This is a genomic window from Pseudomonas sp. SMN11, assembly GCF_052041945.1.
Lineage (GTDB): Bacteria > Pseudomonadota > Gammaproteobacteria > Pseudomonadales > Pseudomonadaceae > Aquipseudomonas.
Genome location: NZ_JBKGGW010000030.1, coordinates 61,914 through 78,351, shown reverse-complemented (window position 1 = coordinate 78,351; position 16,438 = coordinate 61,914). Strand labels below are relative to the sequence as shown.

Genomic DNA, 16,438 nt, shown 5'->3' with positions numbered 1-16,438 from the left:
AGAAGAAACAGGTTTAGTGGTTGTTGCATAAATAGCTGGGGGCCGCTTCGCGGCCCATCGCCGGCAAGCGCGGCTCCCACAAGGGATTGCGCCAGCTTTAAGACCATCACGCAGCGACCTCTGTGCCGGTTTTCTGGTGAGATCTGTATATTGAGTCATCAATATACGCCTCGATAATCAGGTCCTCTTTGACCACATGTCGAGGCCTGGTACTGATGAGCACACATATCCGCAACAGACGACTGACGGTTCCACAGCTGGTCGCCATGAAAGGCCGGCAAAAAATCGTTTCGCTGACGGCATACAGCAGCGCGATCGCCAGGGTGATCGACCCCCTGGTCGATTTCATCCTGGTCGGTGACTCCACCGCCATGGTCGGCTACGGCCGCCCCTCTACCCTGGGCATGCGCTTGGACGAAACCATCGCCCACACCCGGGCGGTGGTCGACAGCACGCGGCTGGCCTGCGTGATTGCCGACATGCCATTCGGCAGCTACCAGGAATCCCATGAACAGGCGTTTCGCAATTGCGCCCAGGTACTCGCCAGCACAGGCTGTGACGCTGTCAAGCTGGAGGCCAATCAGGCCTTGGCCAGTACAGTGGAATTTCTCGTCGCGCGCGGCATACCGGTCATGGCACACATCGGCCTGATGCCCCAGTTCATCAATGTCATGGGCGGCTACAAGGCCCAGGGGCTGTGCCCGGACAGCGGCGCGGCATTGCGCGCCGATGCCCAGGCCAACCTGCAGGCCGGAGCCTTCAGCCTGTTGCTGGAGGGGGTCGCGGAACCGGTGGCCAGGGCAATCACCGACGCCACCGACAAACCCACCATCGGCATTGGTGCATCACCGGCTTGCGATGGCCAGGTACTGGTGACCGAGGACCTGCTGGGGTTGGGTGGCGATCATGTCCCCCGCTTCGTCAAGCCTTATGCCGACGTTGCCCAGGTGATCCGCGAGGCGTGTACCCGTTTCGGTGACGAAGTACGCGACGGCACCTTCCCTGAAATGCGCCACTGCTATGGCGTCTGAGCCCTGTCCTGGCTGGCCTCGTCCTGGATCGCCCTGACCAGGCACTGCAGCGCCTGGGGAATGTCTTTGCTCCAGTCCAGCGTGTAGCACAGGCGCAAGTGACTGCGCCAAAGGCCACGTTGGCTGAAGATCTCCCCAGGCGCGATGACGATACGCTGCGCCAACAGCCGCTCGAAGACCCGGCGCATGTCCACCGAGCGGGTCGCTTCCAGCCAGAAACTCGCCCCGCCCTGCGGCTCATGGATGCGCAGGCAACCTTGGCCATAGGTTTCCAGCAGGGCCTTCATGTGCATCATGCGCTCACGCATCAGGGTGCGCAGCCGCTGCACATGCTGCTCGAACCGACGCGAAGTGAAAAGTTTGGCGATGGCCTTCTGGCGGATCGGCGACAAGCGGAAAGCACGCTCCAGAAACAGCTGCTGCAACTGCTCGGTATGGCGTCGGCAGAGCAGGTAGCCGTAGGGTGCCTCCGAACCGATCACCTTGTCGAAGGTGGAGAATACCAGCAACCGGTCCGGGTCGGCGAAATCGCGGTAACGTGGCGCCTCGGCCTGGAAGCAGAACTCGCCGTAGCCATCGTTTTCGAACAGCCACACATCATGCTCGGCCAGCCAGCGGCAGATCTGTTGCTTGTCTGCGGCCGGCATCAGGCCGCCTTGCGGCACGCTGGTGGCCGACGACAACACCACCAGGCGCACCGGTTCGCTGTCCAGTATTAGGCGCAGCTGCTGCAGGTCGAAGCGCCCATCCTCAGCCAACGGCACTTCGATGATGGTCATGCGTGCGGCCAGCAGTTGCCTGAGCACCGCCCAGTTGCATGGCGATTCGACCAACGCCACCTTGCCTTCGAGATCCAGGGCACGCAGCGACAGTTCGAGGATGCTGCGCAGATCAGAGCCGACGAACACATGCTCGGCCTGCCAGCAACGGTGTGCCGAGCGGGTGTAGAACTCCGCCAGCACGCTGCGTAACGCCATCTCGCCGAAGGGTTGGTAGAGCGGCGCATGGGAAGACGGGTACTGACGCGTGAGTTCGCGCTCGATCATCAACAACGGTTTTTCCAGCGACAGCAGCATGGCCGGGGCATCGCTGCCAAGGGCCAGCATGCCGGGCTGACGGGCATTGGCGAACACAGTGTCCAGCAGGCTCGGCGAGCGCTCGGCGCGCAAGGGCGTGCTGCTGGCCCGGGTGAAGTAGCCGAGTTTGGGGCGTGCATGCACCCGCCCCTCGTCCTCAAGCAGTGAATAGGCATACTGGGTACTGGAGACTGAAACGTTCAATCGCTGGGCCAGTTGGCGCAAAGATGGCAGGCGCTGCTCGATATCCGAGGGTGCCGCTTCGATCCAGTCGAGCAGATAGCGGTAGACCGCCTGGTAGGTGTAGCCGGATTTGTTGGTTTTCTTCGCATCCATACTCAAGCATCACGTGGCAAATGCTGCCACAGGTTACACGTAGATACCCATCGGCCTGCTAGCGGTGGAGCAGCCACCGCCATGCAAGCCTTTGAGTTGAGCTGCATCACCCCGCTCTGCTTTCGCTGCTGAACCCTTCCACGGCCTTCACCAGCCCCTGGGCCGCCAGCCTGACCAGCGCTTCGCCCTTCTCCGGCGAAGCCTGGGCCGGGTCCGAGCCCATCCGCCCGTCCGGGTGGCGCGCACGGAAATCCACGGCCTCGCGGATGGGGCCCCAGTTGGCGATCTGCGGCGCATAGTCGGCGGTCTTGATGCAGTCCGGATAGGCCCACTGGGTCACGGCAATCTCCGAAGGCGTGGCATGGATGCCGTGGCCGGTCGGGAACTGCTCCTTGGCCAGGGCCTCGACACCTTCCAGGTCCCACCAGTTGATCAGTTTCAAGGCAAACCCGGCCGGGCGGCGGGCAAAGCTGGCCTCGGCATAGATCTCGGAGAAGGCTGCCTCGATCGAGGCCACGTTACCGCCGTGGCCATTGAGGAAGAGGATCTTCTCGAAGCCATGCACTGCCAGTGAGCGAACCCAGTCGGTGATCGCGGCAATGAAAGTCGATGGCCTGAGCGAGATCGTGCCGGGGAAGCCAAGGTGGTGCTGGGCCATGCCGATGTTGAAGGTAGGCGCGACCAGGATATCCGCCGCCTTCTGCGCTTCGAAGGCGATGATTTCCGGGCACATCCAGTCGGTGCCGAGCAGCCCTGTCGGCCCGTGCTGCTCGTTGGAGCCGATGGGAATGACGATGGTCCGGCTGCGCTGGAGGAATCGTTCCGTTTCAACCCAGGTCGATCGATGTAGGAGCATCTTGCTTCTCTCATGGGAAATTTGGCTGGGAGCGCCAGGCGCGGTGGTTTCCGCTTCAACAGTAAAGACCGTTTCGCGCCTGCCGGGCATGCATTCGGGCTGTCGTGCTTACCAGTTCATGGCAGGACTCCTCTGTCGGGGCCAGGGCAGTGCCCGCTTCAGTTCTCACCGATGCAGTGGTCGCCGAAGGTGCGGTAGTTCAGCACCTGGGTCTGGTCGTGGGAGTCGAGGTAGGTGAGTTTGGCATTGACCACCCCGCAAGTCGGCGTAGCGTCCTGGCTGGTCGACAACACTTTCTTGATGTCCAGCTGGGTGCCATAGGTGTAAGTGCGGACATTGTCGGCAGCTTCGGCGCGGGCGGCCAGGGTGCAGACGTTGAGTGCGGCGAACAGGCAGGCGGCGTAGACGGCTTTGCGGTTCATGGTGGGGCTCTCCGGGCTTCAATGGGGTGTTTGAACCGAGGCGTTACTGCATCGCTTCGATGGAGCCCATTAAAAGGCTGGAAAGTACCTGGCTTGTGTCACGATCCCTGGCGGATCAACTCAAAGCGTATCTGTATCCCCCCTGGATACGCTGTGATACAAACCGGCGCAGTGCTCTAGCCAGCGCGTCCCATCGATCACGTTGATGAATACTATCGAGCGGCTCGCCTGCCAGCTTGGCGAAACCGGCCTTTATAATCGCCTTCAATTTTCCCTCCCCTTCGCCTGCAACAGGCGACCTCACCTTGGAATCAGGAACATGCCAAGCGTCAGTCAGGCCTCACACGGCCGTCCCGAACATGATCAACAAAGCGTCAGGCAGCAGTGGCTGGCGATTCTCTCGGTCGCCGTGGGCGCCTTCGCCCTGGTTACCAGCGAGTTTCTCCCGGTGGGCGTGCTCAACGATGTGGCCAGCGACCTGGGCATCAGCGCCGGCCATGCCGGACTGATGGTGACCCTGCCCGGCATCATGGCGGCCCTCGCCGCGCCGCTGCTGTCGGTGGGCATTGGCGCCATGGACCGGCGCTACCTGCTGATCGGCCTGACGCTGATCATGATCATCGCCAACGCGGTGGTGGCCTATGCCAGCGACTTCAGCCTGCTGCTGTTCGGTCGTGTCCTGCTGGGCATCAGCATCGGCGGCTTCTGGGCCACCGCCATTGCCCTCAGCGGCCGCCTGGCGCCCAAGGGCGTGAGCGTGGCCCGGGCCACCTCGATCATCATGGCCGGCGTGACCCTGGCCACCGTGCTGGGCGTGCCCGTGGGCACCTGGCTGAGCGGCCTGATGGGCTGGCGCATGACCTTCCTGGCCACCGCGCTGGTCGGCGTGCCGGTACTGCTCGCGCAGCTGTTCTTGCTGCCGCGGCTCAACCCGGACAAGGCCATTCGCGTCAGTGACCTGCCAGCGCTGTTCATCAACCCGCAAGCCCGGGTTGGCTTGATCGCCGTGCTGCTGATTGGCCTGGCGCACTTTGCCGCGTACACCTACGTTGCGCCGTTCTTCAAACAAAGTTCGGGCTTCGACGGGCCCACCATCGGCTCGCTGTTGCTGCTCTATGGCGTGGCCGGGGTGATTGGCAACCTGTTCGCCGGCTACGCCGCCAACCAGAGCGTACGCCACACGTTGATGCTGGTAGCGGTGATGATCGGCCTCAGCACTGCGCTGTTCCCCTACTTCGCCACCGGCCTGACCGGCGCGGCGATGCTGATCGCACTGTGGGGCTTCGCCTTCGGCGCATTCCCGGCCTGCTCCAGCATCTGGATGTTCGTCGTGGCACCCAAGGACGTCGAGCGCGGCATGCCGCTGTTCGTGGCCATGTTCCAGGTGATCATCGCCCTGGGCTCGTTCTTCGGTGGGCGTATCGTCGACCAGATGGGCAGCTCGGTGCTGTTGAGCCTGGCCACGGCGCTGGTGGGCTGCGGCTTTGTCACGGTGCTGGTGCTGGGGCGTAATGTCAGTAACAGCCTGGCGGCACAGGCTGGCTGACGGCAGGCGGTCGTTGGCGATGGGTCACAGCCAAGGCTGCGACCCCGCCGTATCACTTGCCACTTGTCACTCGGGTCCATAGCCGGGTGCTCAGGCGCATCCCCGCTGGCGACAAGGTCTTGATCGGGAACAGCGTGTCGAGTACCGATTCCGGCGGGTAGATTGCCGGGTTGTCGCGCAGTTCAGGCGTGATGTATTCCAGCGCTGCGGCATTCCCGTTCGGGTACTTCACCGCATTGCTGATGTTGGCGATCACCTTCGGCTCCAGCAGATAGTTCAGGTACGCGTACCCATTCTGCCGGTGCGGAGCCCCCTTGGGCATCACCACCATGTCAACCGCCACGGTCGAGCCTTCACGCGGAATGCTGTAACCCACATCCACCCCGTTCCCAGCCTGCCTGGCACTGCTCATGGCCTGCAACACGTCCCCGCTGAAACCGATGGCCACGCAAATATTGCCGTTGGCCAAGTCACTCACGTACTTGGACTGATGGAAGTAACTGATGTATGGCCGCACCGCAAGCAACGCCGCTTCGGCCTTCTTCAGGTCCTGAGGGTTCTCGCTATGCGGGTCCAGGCCCAGTGTCTTCAGGGTGATGGAAACGATCTGCGTCGGGTTGTCGAGGAATGCCACGCCGCACTGGCTGAGCTTCTGGATGCTTTCCGGCTTGAACAACAGGTCCCAGGACTGGGTCACCTCGGTGCTGCCGAAGATCGCCTTGATCTTCTCCACGTTGTAGCCAATGCCTGTGGTCACCCACATGTACGGGATCGCGTAGCGGTTGCCAGGGTCGCTGGCCTCCAGGATCTTCATCAGCTTGGGATCGAGGTTATGCCAGTTGGGCAGCTGGCTGCGGTCCAATTCCTCGATGGCCCCCGCCTTGATCAGGCGCGGCAGGAAGTGGTTCGACGGGCTCGCCAGGTCGTAACCGCTGTTGCCGGTCATCAGCTTGGCTTCTGTGGTTTCGTTGCTGTCGATCAGGTCATAGGTGGTCTGGATGCCGGCGCGCCGGGTGAACTCGGCCAGCGTGTCATCGGCGATGTAGCCGCTCCAGTTGGCGATATTGACCCGTTCTTCGGCATGCGCTGCCGTCGCCAGCAACGCCGAGGACAACAGGGCCACGCAGATGTGCTTGCTCATGGATTCGCTCTCTTGTTCTTGTTTGAAAGGTAGGTCAGCGCTCGCCCTGGGCGCGGCGCACTTCCCAGGCCATGCGAACGCTGGCGCCCAGGTCGAAGAACGGCCGTGGCGGCAGGTAGCCCGGGCGGGCCTGGCCAAGCACATCGCTCAGCAAGGCCGAATCGGCGCCCATGGCCATCTCCACCAGCAAGCGGCCCCACAAGGTGCCGCGGGCGACACCGGAGCCATTGCACCCGGCCACGGCATACAAGCCGTCCTCGACCCGGGCGAAGTACGGCTCGCCGGAGCGGGTGCCGCTGAGGTGGCCGGTCCAGGTGTATTCGAGGTCCTGGCCGGTGATGCCCGGGAAGCGCTTTTCCAGGCCCCCCAGGTGCTCGCGCTGGCGTACCGCCAGGCCAGCGGCATCGATGTCGCGCTGGCGATACTCAACGGTGTTGCGGATCAGCAGGCGGCGCCCCGGCAGCAGGCGCAAGGTGCAGCCACCCGGCAAGGTGGACAGCACACCCCAGCCCTGGTCGTCGAACAATTGCTGCCAGGGCCCTTCGGTGAGCGGACGGGTGATGCTGGCGCTCAGCTCCAGCGGGAACGTGCCACTGCGCTTGAGGCCGACCCGTGGCAGGAACGCGCCCACACAGACCAGGACCTGCCGGGCCTGCACTTCGCCTGCTTCGGTATGCGCAGTCCAGCCTTTGCCTGGGCGACGGCGCAGCGCGGTGACGCCGCTGTGCTCGAAGACTTTCACCTGCTCCGGCAGGCTGTCGGCCAGGCCTTTGACGTAGCGGGCCGGCTGCATCAGCCCGTTGCCACCCGCGCAGTGAATGGCGCGGGCATAGAACGACGAGCACAGGCGCTGTTGCAAAGCCGTGCCTTCGAGGAACTGCGCCTGGGCACCCACGGCTGCAAGTGTTTCCAGGGTCTGCTCGACCTGCTGCAGATGCGCCGGTTCATGCACCGCAAAGTGGTAGCCGCCATCATTGAGCTCGCAGTCCAGCGCCAGTTCGGCGATCCGCCGACGCACCTCATTCCCGGCCGCCACGCCAATACGCGACGCGACCTGGTAGCCGGCAAACCCCGCCGTGCCGATGAGTTCGTCAGCCCCTGGCAACTCATGGCTGACCACAAACCCGGAATTGCGCGCCGACGCACCTTGGGCGACGCGCTGGCGGTCGAGCAACACCACCCGTTGCGAGGGCAATTGCCGCGCCAAGGTGTGGGCTGCCGAGAGGCCGGTGATGCCGCCGCCGATAATCAGCCAGTCGGCCTGGTGCGTGCCCAAAAGGCGCGGCTTTACCGGCGACTCTCCAGCCAGGGCGATCCAGCCGCAGTGGTTGTTCATTGTCTGTCACTCCTTCACAATCGATGCGCAGGCGTGATCGACCAAAGATCCCCGAAAGCCCGCTGCATGCCCTTAATCTAAGGAGATGGCACGGAGACTTCTAACGCTAATAATTCATCCATCCATTCGGAATTTGCATGGATACAAACCTTCGTGTGCCCTCGCTGCAAGCACTGTTGGCGCTGGTCCGGGTTGCGGATACCCGCAACTTCACCGAAGCCGCCCGCCAGTTGCACCTGACCCAGAGCGCGATCAGCCGGCAGATTCAGCAACTGGAAGAGCACTACCAGACCGTGCTGTTCGACCGCACCAGCCGCAAGGTCGCCCTTACCGGGCACGGTCGCGAGGTCTACGAGGTGGCGCGGGACCTGCTCAAGGCCCTGCGCACGTTGGAACAGCGCTTGGCGCCAGCGCCCCTGGACCGCCCTTTCCGCATCCGCATATTCGTATCCCTGGCAGTGCGCTGGCTGTTGCCACGGTTGAGTTCGTTCTATGCGGTAAACCCGGGACTGACCCTGTCCATCGAGACCGTCAGCGGGGAACGGGTGGACGAAGGCGGTGACTGCGATGCCTATGTGCTGTACCTGCCTGACGGCCTGGACGACCGCCGGCTGACGCCACTGTTCGACGAATACCTGATCCCGGTGTGCGCCGCGCAGCTGAACGACGGCCGCGCCCTGCCCCGTTCGGCCGAAGCACTGGCCGGGCATTCGCTGATCCACGGCTCCACCTCGCGCTACGAATGGAACCTGTGGCTCAAGGCGCAGAAAAACCTGCCCGTGCACAACTACCAGCACCTGCTGTTCAACCTCGACGACCTGGCGCTGGACGCCGCCGCCCGCGGCTTGGGCATCGCCATGACCGACCGCATGCTGGCCCACGACGCGCTGGTACGCGGCGACCTGGTGGTGCCGTTCGGCGAAGCCCTGAAGACTGGCGGTGTGTATGCCCTGTGGCTACGGGACAGCGGCGTTGCTCATCCCGCGTGCCAGGCAGTGTTGAGCTGGTTCGAAGAACAGGTGGAGCAGACCATGCAGCCGGGAAAATCGCTTCGGGCAGAATGAGGAGGACCGAAGGCGCGCTCAAACCGCGGCGAGTTCAGCGAGGTTGCAGTATTGTCCCTTGAAGTACAGCAATGGCTGCGAATCAGCAGCCTTCTGCAGGTTGAACGCCTTCACCTCACCGATCACGATCAGATGGTCGCCCGCTTCGTGCTCTGCGTGGATTTCACAATCGAGCCAGTACAGGCTGCCAGCAATGATTGGATTGCCCAAAGGCGATCGGTGCCACTCGACCCCGTGCCACTTGTCCGTGCCTCGCCGAGCGAACTGGTTGGAGATATTGACCTGTTCACCGGACAGAATGTTGACCGCGAAGCGGCCTGCCAGGCGGATTCTGGGATAGCTGGCCGAGTTGGACATGACACTGAATGACACCAGCGGCGGGCTCATCGACACGCTGTAGAACGATTGGCAGGTGAAGCCAATCGGCTCGTCATCGACATGCGTCGTGATCACCGTGATGCCGGACGCGTAGTGCCCAAGCGCTTCGCGAAAGCTCGTCGGCTCGATAGCAGTATCAGGGAATGACATGGTAGTTCCTGGGTATTGATTACCGCTCGAAGGTGCAATGAAGGGCGAATCAGCCCGAGCATTCGGGCTGAACGCCACCTGCGCCTTCGCTTGCCACCTTCGACTCAGGCTCAGCGCTGGCTCAAGAGCTCTTGGCGGACAATCTCCGCGCCGGCACTCAACGCATTGAGCTTGCCTCTTGCCACGTGACGGGGCAGCGGCGCCATACCGCAGTTGGTGCATGGGTAGAGCTTGTCGGCGTCTACGAACTGAAGGGCCTTGCGCAGCGTGTTGGCGACTTCCTCTGGGGTTTCGATAGCGTGGTTGGCCACATCGATGGCGCCTACCATCACTTTCTTGCCACGGATCAGTTCGATCAGGTCCATAGGCACGTGGGAGTTGTGGCACTCCAGCGAGATGATATCGATGCTGGACTTCTGCAGCTTGGGGAAGGCCTCTTCGTATTGACGCCATTCAGCGCCCAAGGTCTTTTTCCAGTCGGTGTTGGCCTTGATGCCGTAGCCGTAGCAGATGTGCACGGCAGTTTCGCACTTGAGGCCTTCGATGGCTCGCTCCAGCGTTGCGACGCCCCAATCGTTCACCTCGTCGAAGAACACGTTGAAAGCGGGTTCATCGAACTGAATGATATCGACGCCGGCCGCTTCAAGCTCGCGGGCTTCCTGGTTGAGGATCTTGGCGAATTCCCAAGCCAGCTTTTCGCGGCTCTTGTAGTGCGCGTCATACAGCGTGTCGATCATGGTCATCGGGCCTGGCAGCGCCCATTTGATCGGTTGCGAGGTTTGCTGACGCAGGAACTTGGCATCCTCGACGAATACGGGCTTGCGACGAGCAACGGCACCTACCACCGTTGGCACGCTGGCATCGTAACGATCACGAATCCTGACGGTTTCACGCTTTTCAAAATCCACGCCATCGAGGTGCTCGATGAAGGTCGTGACGAAGTGCTGACGTGTTTGCTCGCCATCACTGACGATATCGATAGCGGCGTGTTGCTGCTCTTGCAAAGCCAAGCGCAGGGCGTCTTGCTGGCCTTCGATCAGTGCATCACCTTCCAGTTTCCACGGCGACCAAAGTTTTTCAGGTTCTGCAAGCCAGGAAGGTTTAGGCAAGCTGCCAGCCGTTGATGTGGGGAGCAATTTTTTCACAATAAAAGACCTTGTACGTTGGACGATTCAAGCGGCGTGACGCGCAGACCATTGTTCAAGAATGGCGTGGAACGGTTTGATGAAGTGCTCTTCGGCAAATTTCCCCTGCTCAATTGCGAGCCGGCCCCGCTCTTCTCGGTCATAGACAATACGCGTCAGCGAATAGTCCTGATGTTGCAAGCTGGGCTGATAAGACTTTCCAGCTGCGGAGTTCGCATTGTAGATTTCAGGACGGTAAATTTTCTGGAACGTATCCATGGTGCTGATGGTGCTGATCAATTCCAGGTTGGTGTAGTCACCCAGCAAGTCACCGGCAAAATAGAAGGCCAGGGGTGCAACACTGTTCGGCGGCATGAAGTAACGAACTTTCAGGCCCATCTTCTTGAAATACTCATCGGTCAGGGAGTATTCATCCTGCTGGTATTCAACACCGAGTACCGGATGCTGATTCTCCGTGCGCTGGTAAGTCTTGGCACTGGAGACACTCAGGCAGATGACAGGCGGCTTGTTGAAGTGCGCCTTGTAAGCGTGCGAGCTGACAAACGACTTGAACAGCTTGCCGTGGAGATCGCCAAAGTTATCGGGTGTACTGAACGCCGCCCGGTCCTTGTTATGCCCCAGCAACAGCACGCTGAAGTCATAATCCCGCACGTACGATGAGAAGTTGTTCCCCACCATGCCGGCTATGCGTGCATTGGTCTGACGGTCAACGACCGTCGTTTTCAGGATTTCAATCAAGGGCAGCGCATGATCGCTGTGCTCGGCCGCAATATTCATTTCGACAGAAATGATCTCAAGTTCGACCGAGTACCGATCCGCCTTGGGGTTATCCCAGTGCGCTAGCGCATTGAAGCGATTATCAATCATCTTCAAGGTATTGCGCAGGTTCTCCTGGCGACTGGCCCCTCTCGCCAAGTTGGCGAAATTGGTAGTGATGCGCGTTTTGTTTGATGGCTGATAATTCTCATCGAAACAAATACTCTTGATGGCAAATGCAAAGTCATTGCTCATTTTGGCCTGACACCCTGATCTCGTAATGGTTTCAATGCACTGTATCGCTCTGCTACTCAGCTAACGCGTTATGCATTGTTTCTGATTGAGGGGCATTTTAAAGGACGGTTTTGAGCGAAGACCACTGAATTGATTTCAAAAAAACTTTAGCGCTGCTCATGTCTAATCAACATTCAGATGAAGAGCCACCGAGGGCTGCACTCGAATCCGCGAGTGGGTAACAGCCTGCGTGCTGCTTCGCCGTTGAGTCGATAACCGCTCAAGTGTTCGCAAGGCAGCTTGCGTGAAAGGCTGCTTTGGTGTCATAACCTGTGCGCTGCACAGTGCCTCACCTCGCCAGCCTTCACACGACTGACCCGCTCGAATGGGAGAAGAAAATGAAGCTCTTTTACACGCCAGGTGCCTGTTCGCTCTCGCCGCACATTGTCCTGAACGAATTGGACCTGCCCTACACCGTCGAAAAAGTAGACCTCAAGCAGCACACGACCGCCAGCGGCGCGGATTTCTACACGATCAATAGCAAAGGTTACGTTCCCGCCCTGCAACTGGATAACGGCGAAGTCCTCACCGAAGGCCCGGCCATCATCCAGTACCTTGCCGACCAGAAACCCCAGGCCAACCTGCTGCCCCCTGCAGGCTCGCTGGAACGCGCGCGGGTACAGGAATGGCTGAATTTCATTGGCACCGAGGTGCACAAGACCCTCGCCGCCTTGTTCAACCCAAGCATCAGCCCAGAAGCCAAGAGCAAGACCATAGAGACCTTCGGCAAACGCCTGGGCTTCGTGGACAAGGCCCTGCAAGGCAACGACTTCCTGACCGGCAAGCACTTCAGCGTGGCCGATGCCTACCTGTTTACCATCGTGAACTGGGCGCCGATGCTGGGCATTGACCTTTCACCCTGGCCATCGGTGGCGGCGTTCCAGAAACGCATCGCCAGCCGCCCGGCCGTGCAGAAAACCCTCCAGGCCGAAGGCTTGATCTGACTCTGAAGGGCAAAAAAGGGGCCGCATAGCGGCCCCTGGCTCCGTATCGGCGGCCCAACCTACTACCGCACCAGATCAAGCTCTACAAGCGCCTGGCGCAGTTGCTGCGCATCGACAAAGCGCACGGCGTGCATCCCCTGCTCTTTCGCCGCATCCACGTTCTTCTGCACATCGTCGATGAACAGCGTGCGCGACGGGGCGAGCCCATATCGGCGAAGCAGCAACTGGAAAATCTCCGGTTCAGGCTTCATCAGGTTTTCCCTTCCCGACACCAGCACCCCTTCGAATTTCTCGAGGAACGCAAAACGCTGCTCGGCATAGTGGAAGGTCTCTGCCGACCAGTTGGTCAAGGCAATCAGCCGCACGCCGGCACTGTGCAGTTCGTCCAGCACCTGGACCGTGCCGTCCAGGGCGCCGGCCAGCATTTCCTCCCAACGCTCGCGGTATGCCCTGATGTGCGCCTGATGCGCCGGGTGCTCGGCAATGGCCTCCTCGATCGCCGCCGCCCATGATCGGCCACGGTCCTGGCGCTCGTTCCAGGCCGCGTTGCAGACGTTGGCCAAAAACGCCTCCATCGCCACTTCGTCATCCACGAAGATCTTGCGAAACAGATAGCGTGGGTTTCAGTCGACCAGCACGCCGCCAAGATCGAACACCACCGCCTCGATACCGTTGATAGGTTCATGCATGGAACTTGTCCCCCGCATGTGAAACTGATCCTGATCGCCCGAGCCTACCGAAGCTAGAGACCGATGACGTAGCGCTGCACCTGATCATGCAATGCAAAGGCAATCAACAGTGCGACCAGCATGGCGCCGATATCCAATGCCCGGCATCCCCCCCACTGCGGGGTCCGCTGGCGCAGCTTGAAGTACCCGGCGCCATTGCTGCAGAAGGCCCCGAAACCCAGCACGAAAACGGCAGTCACGAAGTCCCACTTGCCTGCCACTTCGACCGCGTGCCCTGCCCTGGCGCTATTCACGGGGGCGACCACCAGAAAGTACAGCCACGTCAGCGCGACTACGACCAGCAGCAGCCCGACAGGCCGCAGCGAGAAGCCTTTGGCCTCAACCGGCTCAGGCTCATCGGCCACATCACCTTGCAGCAACCGCGCGATGCGTGGCCAGCCGGCTTCATGCGCCAGCGCCTGCGACGTCTGGCCATTGCTGTTGGTCGCCAGCGGATTGGCCCCGTGACGCAACAGTGCCTGTACCACCGGGTAGTTACCCGCCAGGACTTCCCGATGCAGGAGCAACCAGCCACCGTCGTCGAGATCAGTGATCATGCCGGGGTATTGCTGCAACGCCTCTTCGATTTTCTCGCGCATGTTCACGGCCATGGGATGGTCGCCTTGGTCCAGCTGCGCCAGCAGCTGCTGGTCCGCCACGCTGCTCAATGCCCGCGACAGCAGCCAGGGTGCGTGGCCCTCGGCGGCGGGGGCCACTTCGATGGTACCCGGCTCGCCGAAGTCCAGGCCCCAGGCTGCGTCATGCCCGGCTCGCTCGTCGTCGCTCATGCTGCTGCGCAACGCATCGACGGTAAAACCGCCATACACGTGGCCACCACGGACGTACATCCAGTCATTGAGCGCCGCAAAAGGTAGCGACACCGAGTCGCCAGACTTGAATTCGGTCGCCCAGCGGGGTTCGTTCATCAGCACACCGGTGACTGTTTCACCGTCGAAGTCGACATCGCTGACCCACATGTTTTCGACCACGGGGATATCCGGGTCATCCGGATCAAGCATGAAGGACAACTTGACGGCCGCCATGTCGAGGCACTTGACGATGCGACGTGCCTCCCATGACATTTCCCGCCAGTAGAACTTGAACGTCGCCTGGGCGCTGGCCACGGCTTCCTTCAATGCCTGGCTCTCGCCTTCGACGCTATAGATCATCTGCTCCGTCATGAGCGGCTCGTCCTTGTGCTTGATTCGGAAAGGTTGTTGCCAGGTGCCCACTGAAAACCGTCAGGCAAAATGCCGCAGTGCGCTGTCATCCCACTCATGGCCCGCGTGCGACCAGCCGTTGTCCATCGGCAACGGGAACCCAGTACGGCAATGGCCCTGTTTGGCTTCGAAATCGAAGACCGCATGGGGGTAATCGTTGATCAGCAGCAGCGCCTTGCGGTGGTCCTCGGACCAGGCAATCTTGACCGTCGAGGGCTTGTCCCGGTCGGCGACGCTCTCCACGTCGTAGATGTGCAACGCATTCTGGATCGGGTTGCCGCCGCCCGAGGAATCCAGGGCGTAGAAATAGCCGGTTTCCTCGTCGTCCTCGAACACCACGGCGTAAGGCCCTTCCCCGGCCGGCGCCTCGACCACCAGGCCGTCCCCTACAAGCAATTCGTTCTGCGCAACAAGATAGGCAGGCATGTCGGCATTCCTTGGCGTGGTTGAGAGAGGTTGATGATGCCCAGCGAATGATGCCGGCTGCAACCACCTGCAAAGAAATTGATTTGATAATCGTTATCATCTAAGGTGCGCTCCTCAACCCGGAGGGATACCCGTGATCAACGACGATCTCAGTCAGGTCTACGCCGAGCACAACGGATGGCTCAAGCAATGGCTGTATCGCCGGCTGGGCTGTTCGGCCCAGGCCGCCGACCTGGCGCAAGACACCTTCCTACGTATCCTTCAGGCCCAGCAAAAGGCGGGCGCCAGCCTCAGCCTGCAGCGGCCCCGGGCCTACCTGGCAACGATTAGCCGGCGTCTGGTCTACGACCATTTTCGCCGCCAGTCGCTGGAACGTGCCTACCTCGAAATGCTCGCGCAATTACCTGAGCTGTTCGCGCTGTCTGCCGAAGAGCAATGGGCCATGCGTGAGACCTTGCAGCAACTGGACGCCCTGCTCGATACCTTCAAGCCGATCGTGCGGTCGGTGTTCCTGCTGGTGCAACTGGAAGGCCTGAGCTACATCGAAGTGGCGCGCCGCCTGGGCATTGGCGAGCGTACGGTCAAGCGGCATATGGCCAATGCGCTTGAAGCCTGCATCCTGTTCGACGAAGACACCTGATGGCTGCCAGCATGCCGCAGATAAACCCCGAAGTGGCACGCCAGGCCGCCCATTGGCAAATGCTGATGCTCGACGAAGGCGTCAGCCCTGATCAACGCGATGCCTGCACGCGCTGGCGTGCCGCCGCGCCCGAGCACGAGCGGGCCTGGCAGAAGGCAGAGCGCGTGCGCGCGCAGTTGGGCCTGCTGCCCTCCCGCCTGGCAATGGGCACGCTGGACCGCGAACGACGGCAGGCGATGAAGCAGCTGTTGGCCCTTGCCATTGTCGCGCCGCTTGGCTATCTGGGTTACCGCCAACTGTCGCCGCAGCCAGCCTATGCCACCGTCGTCGGCCAGCACAGGCAGTTCACATTGATGGACGGCAGCGTGCTCGACCTGAATACCGATAGCGCCGTGAGCGTGCATTTCGAGGCGCAGCAACGCCTGATCACACTGCATCGCGGCGAGATCCTGATCGACAGCGGGCCCGATGCCGCCAGCCCCCAGCACCGGCCATTGCGCATAGCCAGCGATCAAGGCCTGATGGAGGCCCTGGGCACCCGCTTCGTGGTCCGCCAATGCGAGCGCAGTACGCAACTCAGCGTGCTGCAGGGCGCAGTACGGGCGATGCCCCTTGAGGGACCGTGGCGAACCGTCGCCGCAGGCCAGCAGCTGGCCTTCGATGCCCAAGGCGAGGGCCGTGAGGGCCTTGCCCGCGAGCAGGACAGCCTGTGGGCTCAAGGCCAGCTGATGGTCGAAGAAATGCCCCTGGGGCAATTCCTGAGTGAACTTGATCGCTATCGCTCAGGCTGGCTGCGCTGCCAGCCCGAAGTTGCCGAGCTGCGCATCAGCGGCACGTTCCAGCTGGGCAACACCGACGCGATCCTGGCCGCGCTACCCGCCACGCTGCCGGTCAGTGTGGATTACCGCACCCGCTATTGGGTGACCGTGAAGGCGCGTTGAGAAGAATT

The 16,438-nt window shown here is 61.5% G+C and carries 17 protein-coding genes; 6 read left to right on the top strand and 11 right to left on the bottom strand.

The features are described 5' to 3' along the window. Positions 1-215 precede the first annotated feature (215 nt). The gene (panB, locus tag ACLEJU_RS21705; RefSeq protein WP_435424519.1) at positions 216-1,031 is read left to right on the top strand and encodes a 3-methyl-2-oxobutanoate hydroxymethyltransferase; all 816 of its coding nucleotides are present in this window, start codon (positions 216-218) and stop codon (positions 1,029-1,031) included. Here panB and ACLEJU_RS21700 read toward each other — a convergent pair. The 3 genes from ACLEJU_RS21700 to ACLEJU_RS21690 form a co-directional block, all read right to left on the bottom strand. Further along, the gene (locus ACLEJU_RS21700; RefSeq protein WP_435424520.1) at positions 1,019-2,443 is read right to left on the bottom strand and encodes a PLP-dependent aminotransferase family protein; all 1,425 of its coding nucleotides are present in this window, start codon (positions 2,441-2,443) and stop codon (positions 1,019-1,021) included. The genes panB and ACLEJU_RS21700 overlap by 13 nt on opposite strands. Positions 2,444-2,549: 106 nt before the next feature. Continuing rightward, positions 2,550-3,299, bottom strand: a complete 750-nt coding sequence (locus ACLEJU_RS21695) for a creatininase family protein (protein WP_435424521.1) — start codon at positions 3,297-3,299, stop codon at positions 2,550-2,552. A gap of 158 nt (positions 3,300-3,457) precedes the next feature. After that, positions 3,458-3,721, bottom strand: a complete 264-nt coding sequence (locus tag ACLEJU_RS21690; protein ID WP_435424522.1) for a DUF2790 domain-containing protein — start codon at positions 3,719-3,721, stop codon at positions 3,458-3,460. Between the two features lie 319 nt (positions 3,722-4,040). Here ACLEJU_RS21690 and ACLEJU_RS21685 point away from each other — a divergent pair, with 319 nt between their 5' ends. After that, entirely contained in the window at positions 4,041-5,267 is a 1,227-nt protein-coding gene (locus ACLEJU_RS21685; protein WP_435424523.1) for an MFS transporter, read from the top strand. Between the two features lie 52 nt (positions 5,268-5,319). On the opposite strand, the gene ACLEJU_RS21680 is transcribed toward ACLEJU_RS21685, so the two are convergent. Continuing rightward, positions 5,320-6,408, bottom strand: a complete 1,089-nt coding sequence (locus ACLEJU_RS21680) for a polyamine ABC transporter substrate-binding protein (protein WP_435424524.1) — start codon at positions 6,406-6,408, stop codon at positions 5,320-5,322. 34 nt (positions 6,409-6,442) lie between these two features. Then, on the bottom strand, positions 6,443-7,744 hold the full coding sequence (locus ACLEJU_RS21675) for an NAD(P)/FAD-dependent oxidoreductase (RefSeq protein ID WP_435424525.1): 1,302 nt from the start codon (positions 7,742-7,744) through the stop codon (positions 6,443-6,445). Between the two features lie 137 nt (positions 7,745-7,881). Between ACLEJU_RS21675 and ACLEJU_RS21670 the strand changes: the two genes are divergently transcribed. Continuing rightward, entirely contained in the window at positions 7,882-8,808 is a 927-nt protein-coding gene (locus tag ACLEJU_RS21670; RefSeq protein WP_435424526.1) for a LysR family transcriptional regulator, read from the top strand. 18 nt (positions 8,809-8,826) lie between these two features. Here the strand turns inward: ACLEJU_RS21670 and ACLEJU_RS21665 are convergent, their stop codons facing one another. The 3 genes from ACLEJU_RS21665 to ACLEJU_RS21655 form a co-directional block, all read right to left on the bottom strand. Continuing rightward, entirely contained in the window at positions 8,827-9,336 is a 510-nt protein-coding gene (locus tag ACLEJU_RS21665; protein ID WP_435424527.1) for a flavin reductase family protein, read from the bottom strand. 110 nt (positions 9,337-9,446) lie between these two features. After that, entirely contained in the window at positions 9,447-10,481 is a 1,035-nt protein-coding gene (locus tag ACLEJU_RS21660) for a methionine synthase (protein WP_435424528.1), read from the bottom strand. 27 nt (positions 10,482-10,508) lie between these two features. After that, complete coding sequence (locus tag ACLEJU_RS21655; RefSeq protein WP_435424529.1) at positions 10,509-11,492, bottom strand: DUF1852 domain-containing protein; 984 nt, start codon at positions 11,490-11,492, stop codon at positions 10,509-10,511. A 377-nt stretch (positions 11,493-11,869) separates the two neighbouring features. Between ACLEJU_RS21655 and gstA the strand changes: the two genes are divergently transcribed. After that, positions 11,870-12,475, top strand: a complete 606-nt coding sequence (gstA, locus tag ACLEJU_RS21650; protein WP_435424530.1) for a glutathione transferase GstA — start codon at positions 11,870-11,872, stop codon at positions 12,473-12,475. 62 nt (positions 12,476-12,537) lie between these two features. On the opposite strand, the gene ACLEJU_RS21645 is transcribed toward gstA, so the two are convergent. The 3 genes from ACLEJU_RS21645 to ACLEJU_RS21635 form a co-directional block, all read right to left on the bottom strand. Next, the gene (locus ACLEJU_RS21645) at positions 12,538-13,068 is read right to left on the bottom strand and encodes an HAD family hydrolase (protein WP_435424531.1); all 531 of its coding nucleotides are present in this window, start codon (positions 13,066-13,068) and stop codon (positions 12,538-12,540) included. 149 nt (positions 13,069-13,217) lie between these two features. After that, complete coding sequence (locus ACLEJU_RS21640) at positions 13,218-14,384, bottom strand: DUF2314 domain-containing protein (RefSeq protein WP_435424532.1); 1,167 nt, start codon at positions 14,382-14,384, stop codon at positions 13,218-13,220. Positions 14,385-14,444: 60 nt separating this feature from the next. Further along, positions 14,445-14,849, bottom strand: coding sequence for a DUF2251 domain-containing protein (locus ACLEJU_RS21635; RefSeq protein WP_435424533.1), 405 nt, complete (start codon positions 14,847-14,849; stop codon positions 14,445-14,447). A 133-nt stretch (positions 14,850-14,982) separates the two neighbouring features. On the opposite strand from ACLEJU_RS21635, the gene ACLEJU_RS21630 reads away from it, so the two are divergent. Both ACLEJU_RS21630 and ACLEJU_RS21625 read left to right on the top strand, forming a co-directional pair. Continuing rightward, on the top strand, positions 14,983-15,489 hold the full coding sequence (locus ACLEJU_RS21630) for a sigma-70 family RNA polymerase sigma factor (protein WP_435424534.1): 507 nt from the start codon (positions 14,983-14,985) through the stop codon (positions 15,487-15,489). Continuing rightward, a complete protein-coding gene (locus tag ACLEJU_RS21625; RefSeq protein ID WP_435424535.1) occupies positions 15,489-16,430 on the top strand; it encodes a FecR domain-containing protein in 942 nt (313 codons plus the stop codon). Before ACLEJU_RS21630 ends, ACLEJU_RS21625 begins: the two co-directional genes overlap by 1 nt. Positions 16,431-16,438: the final 8 nt, after the last annotated feature.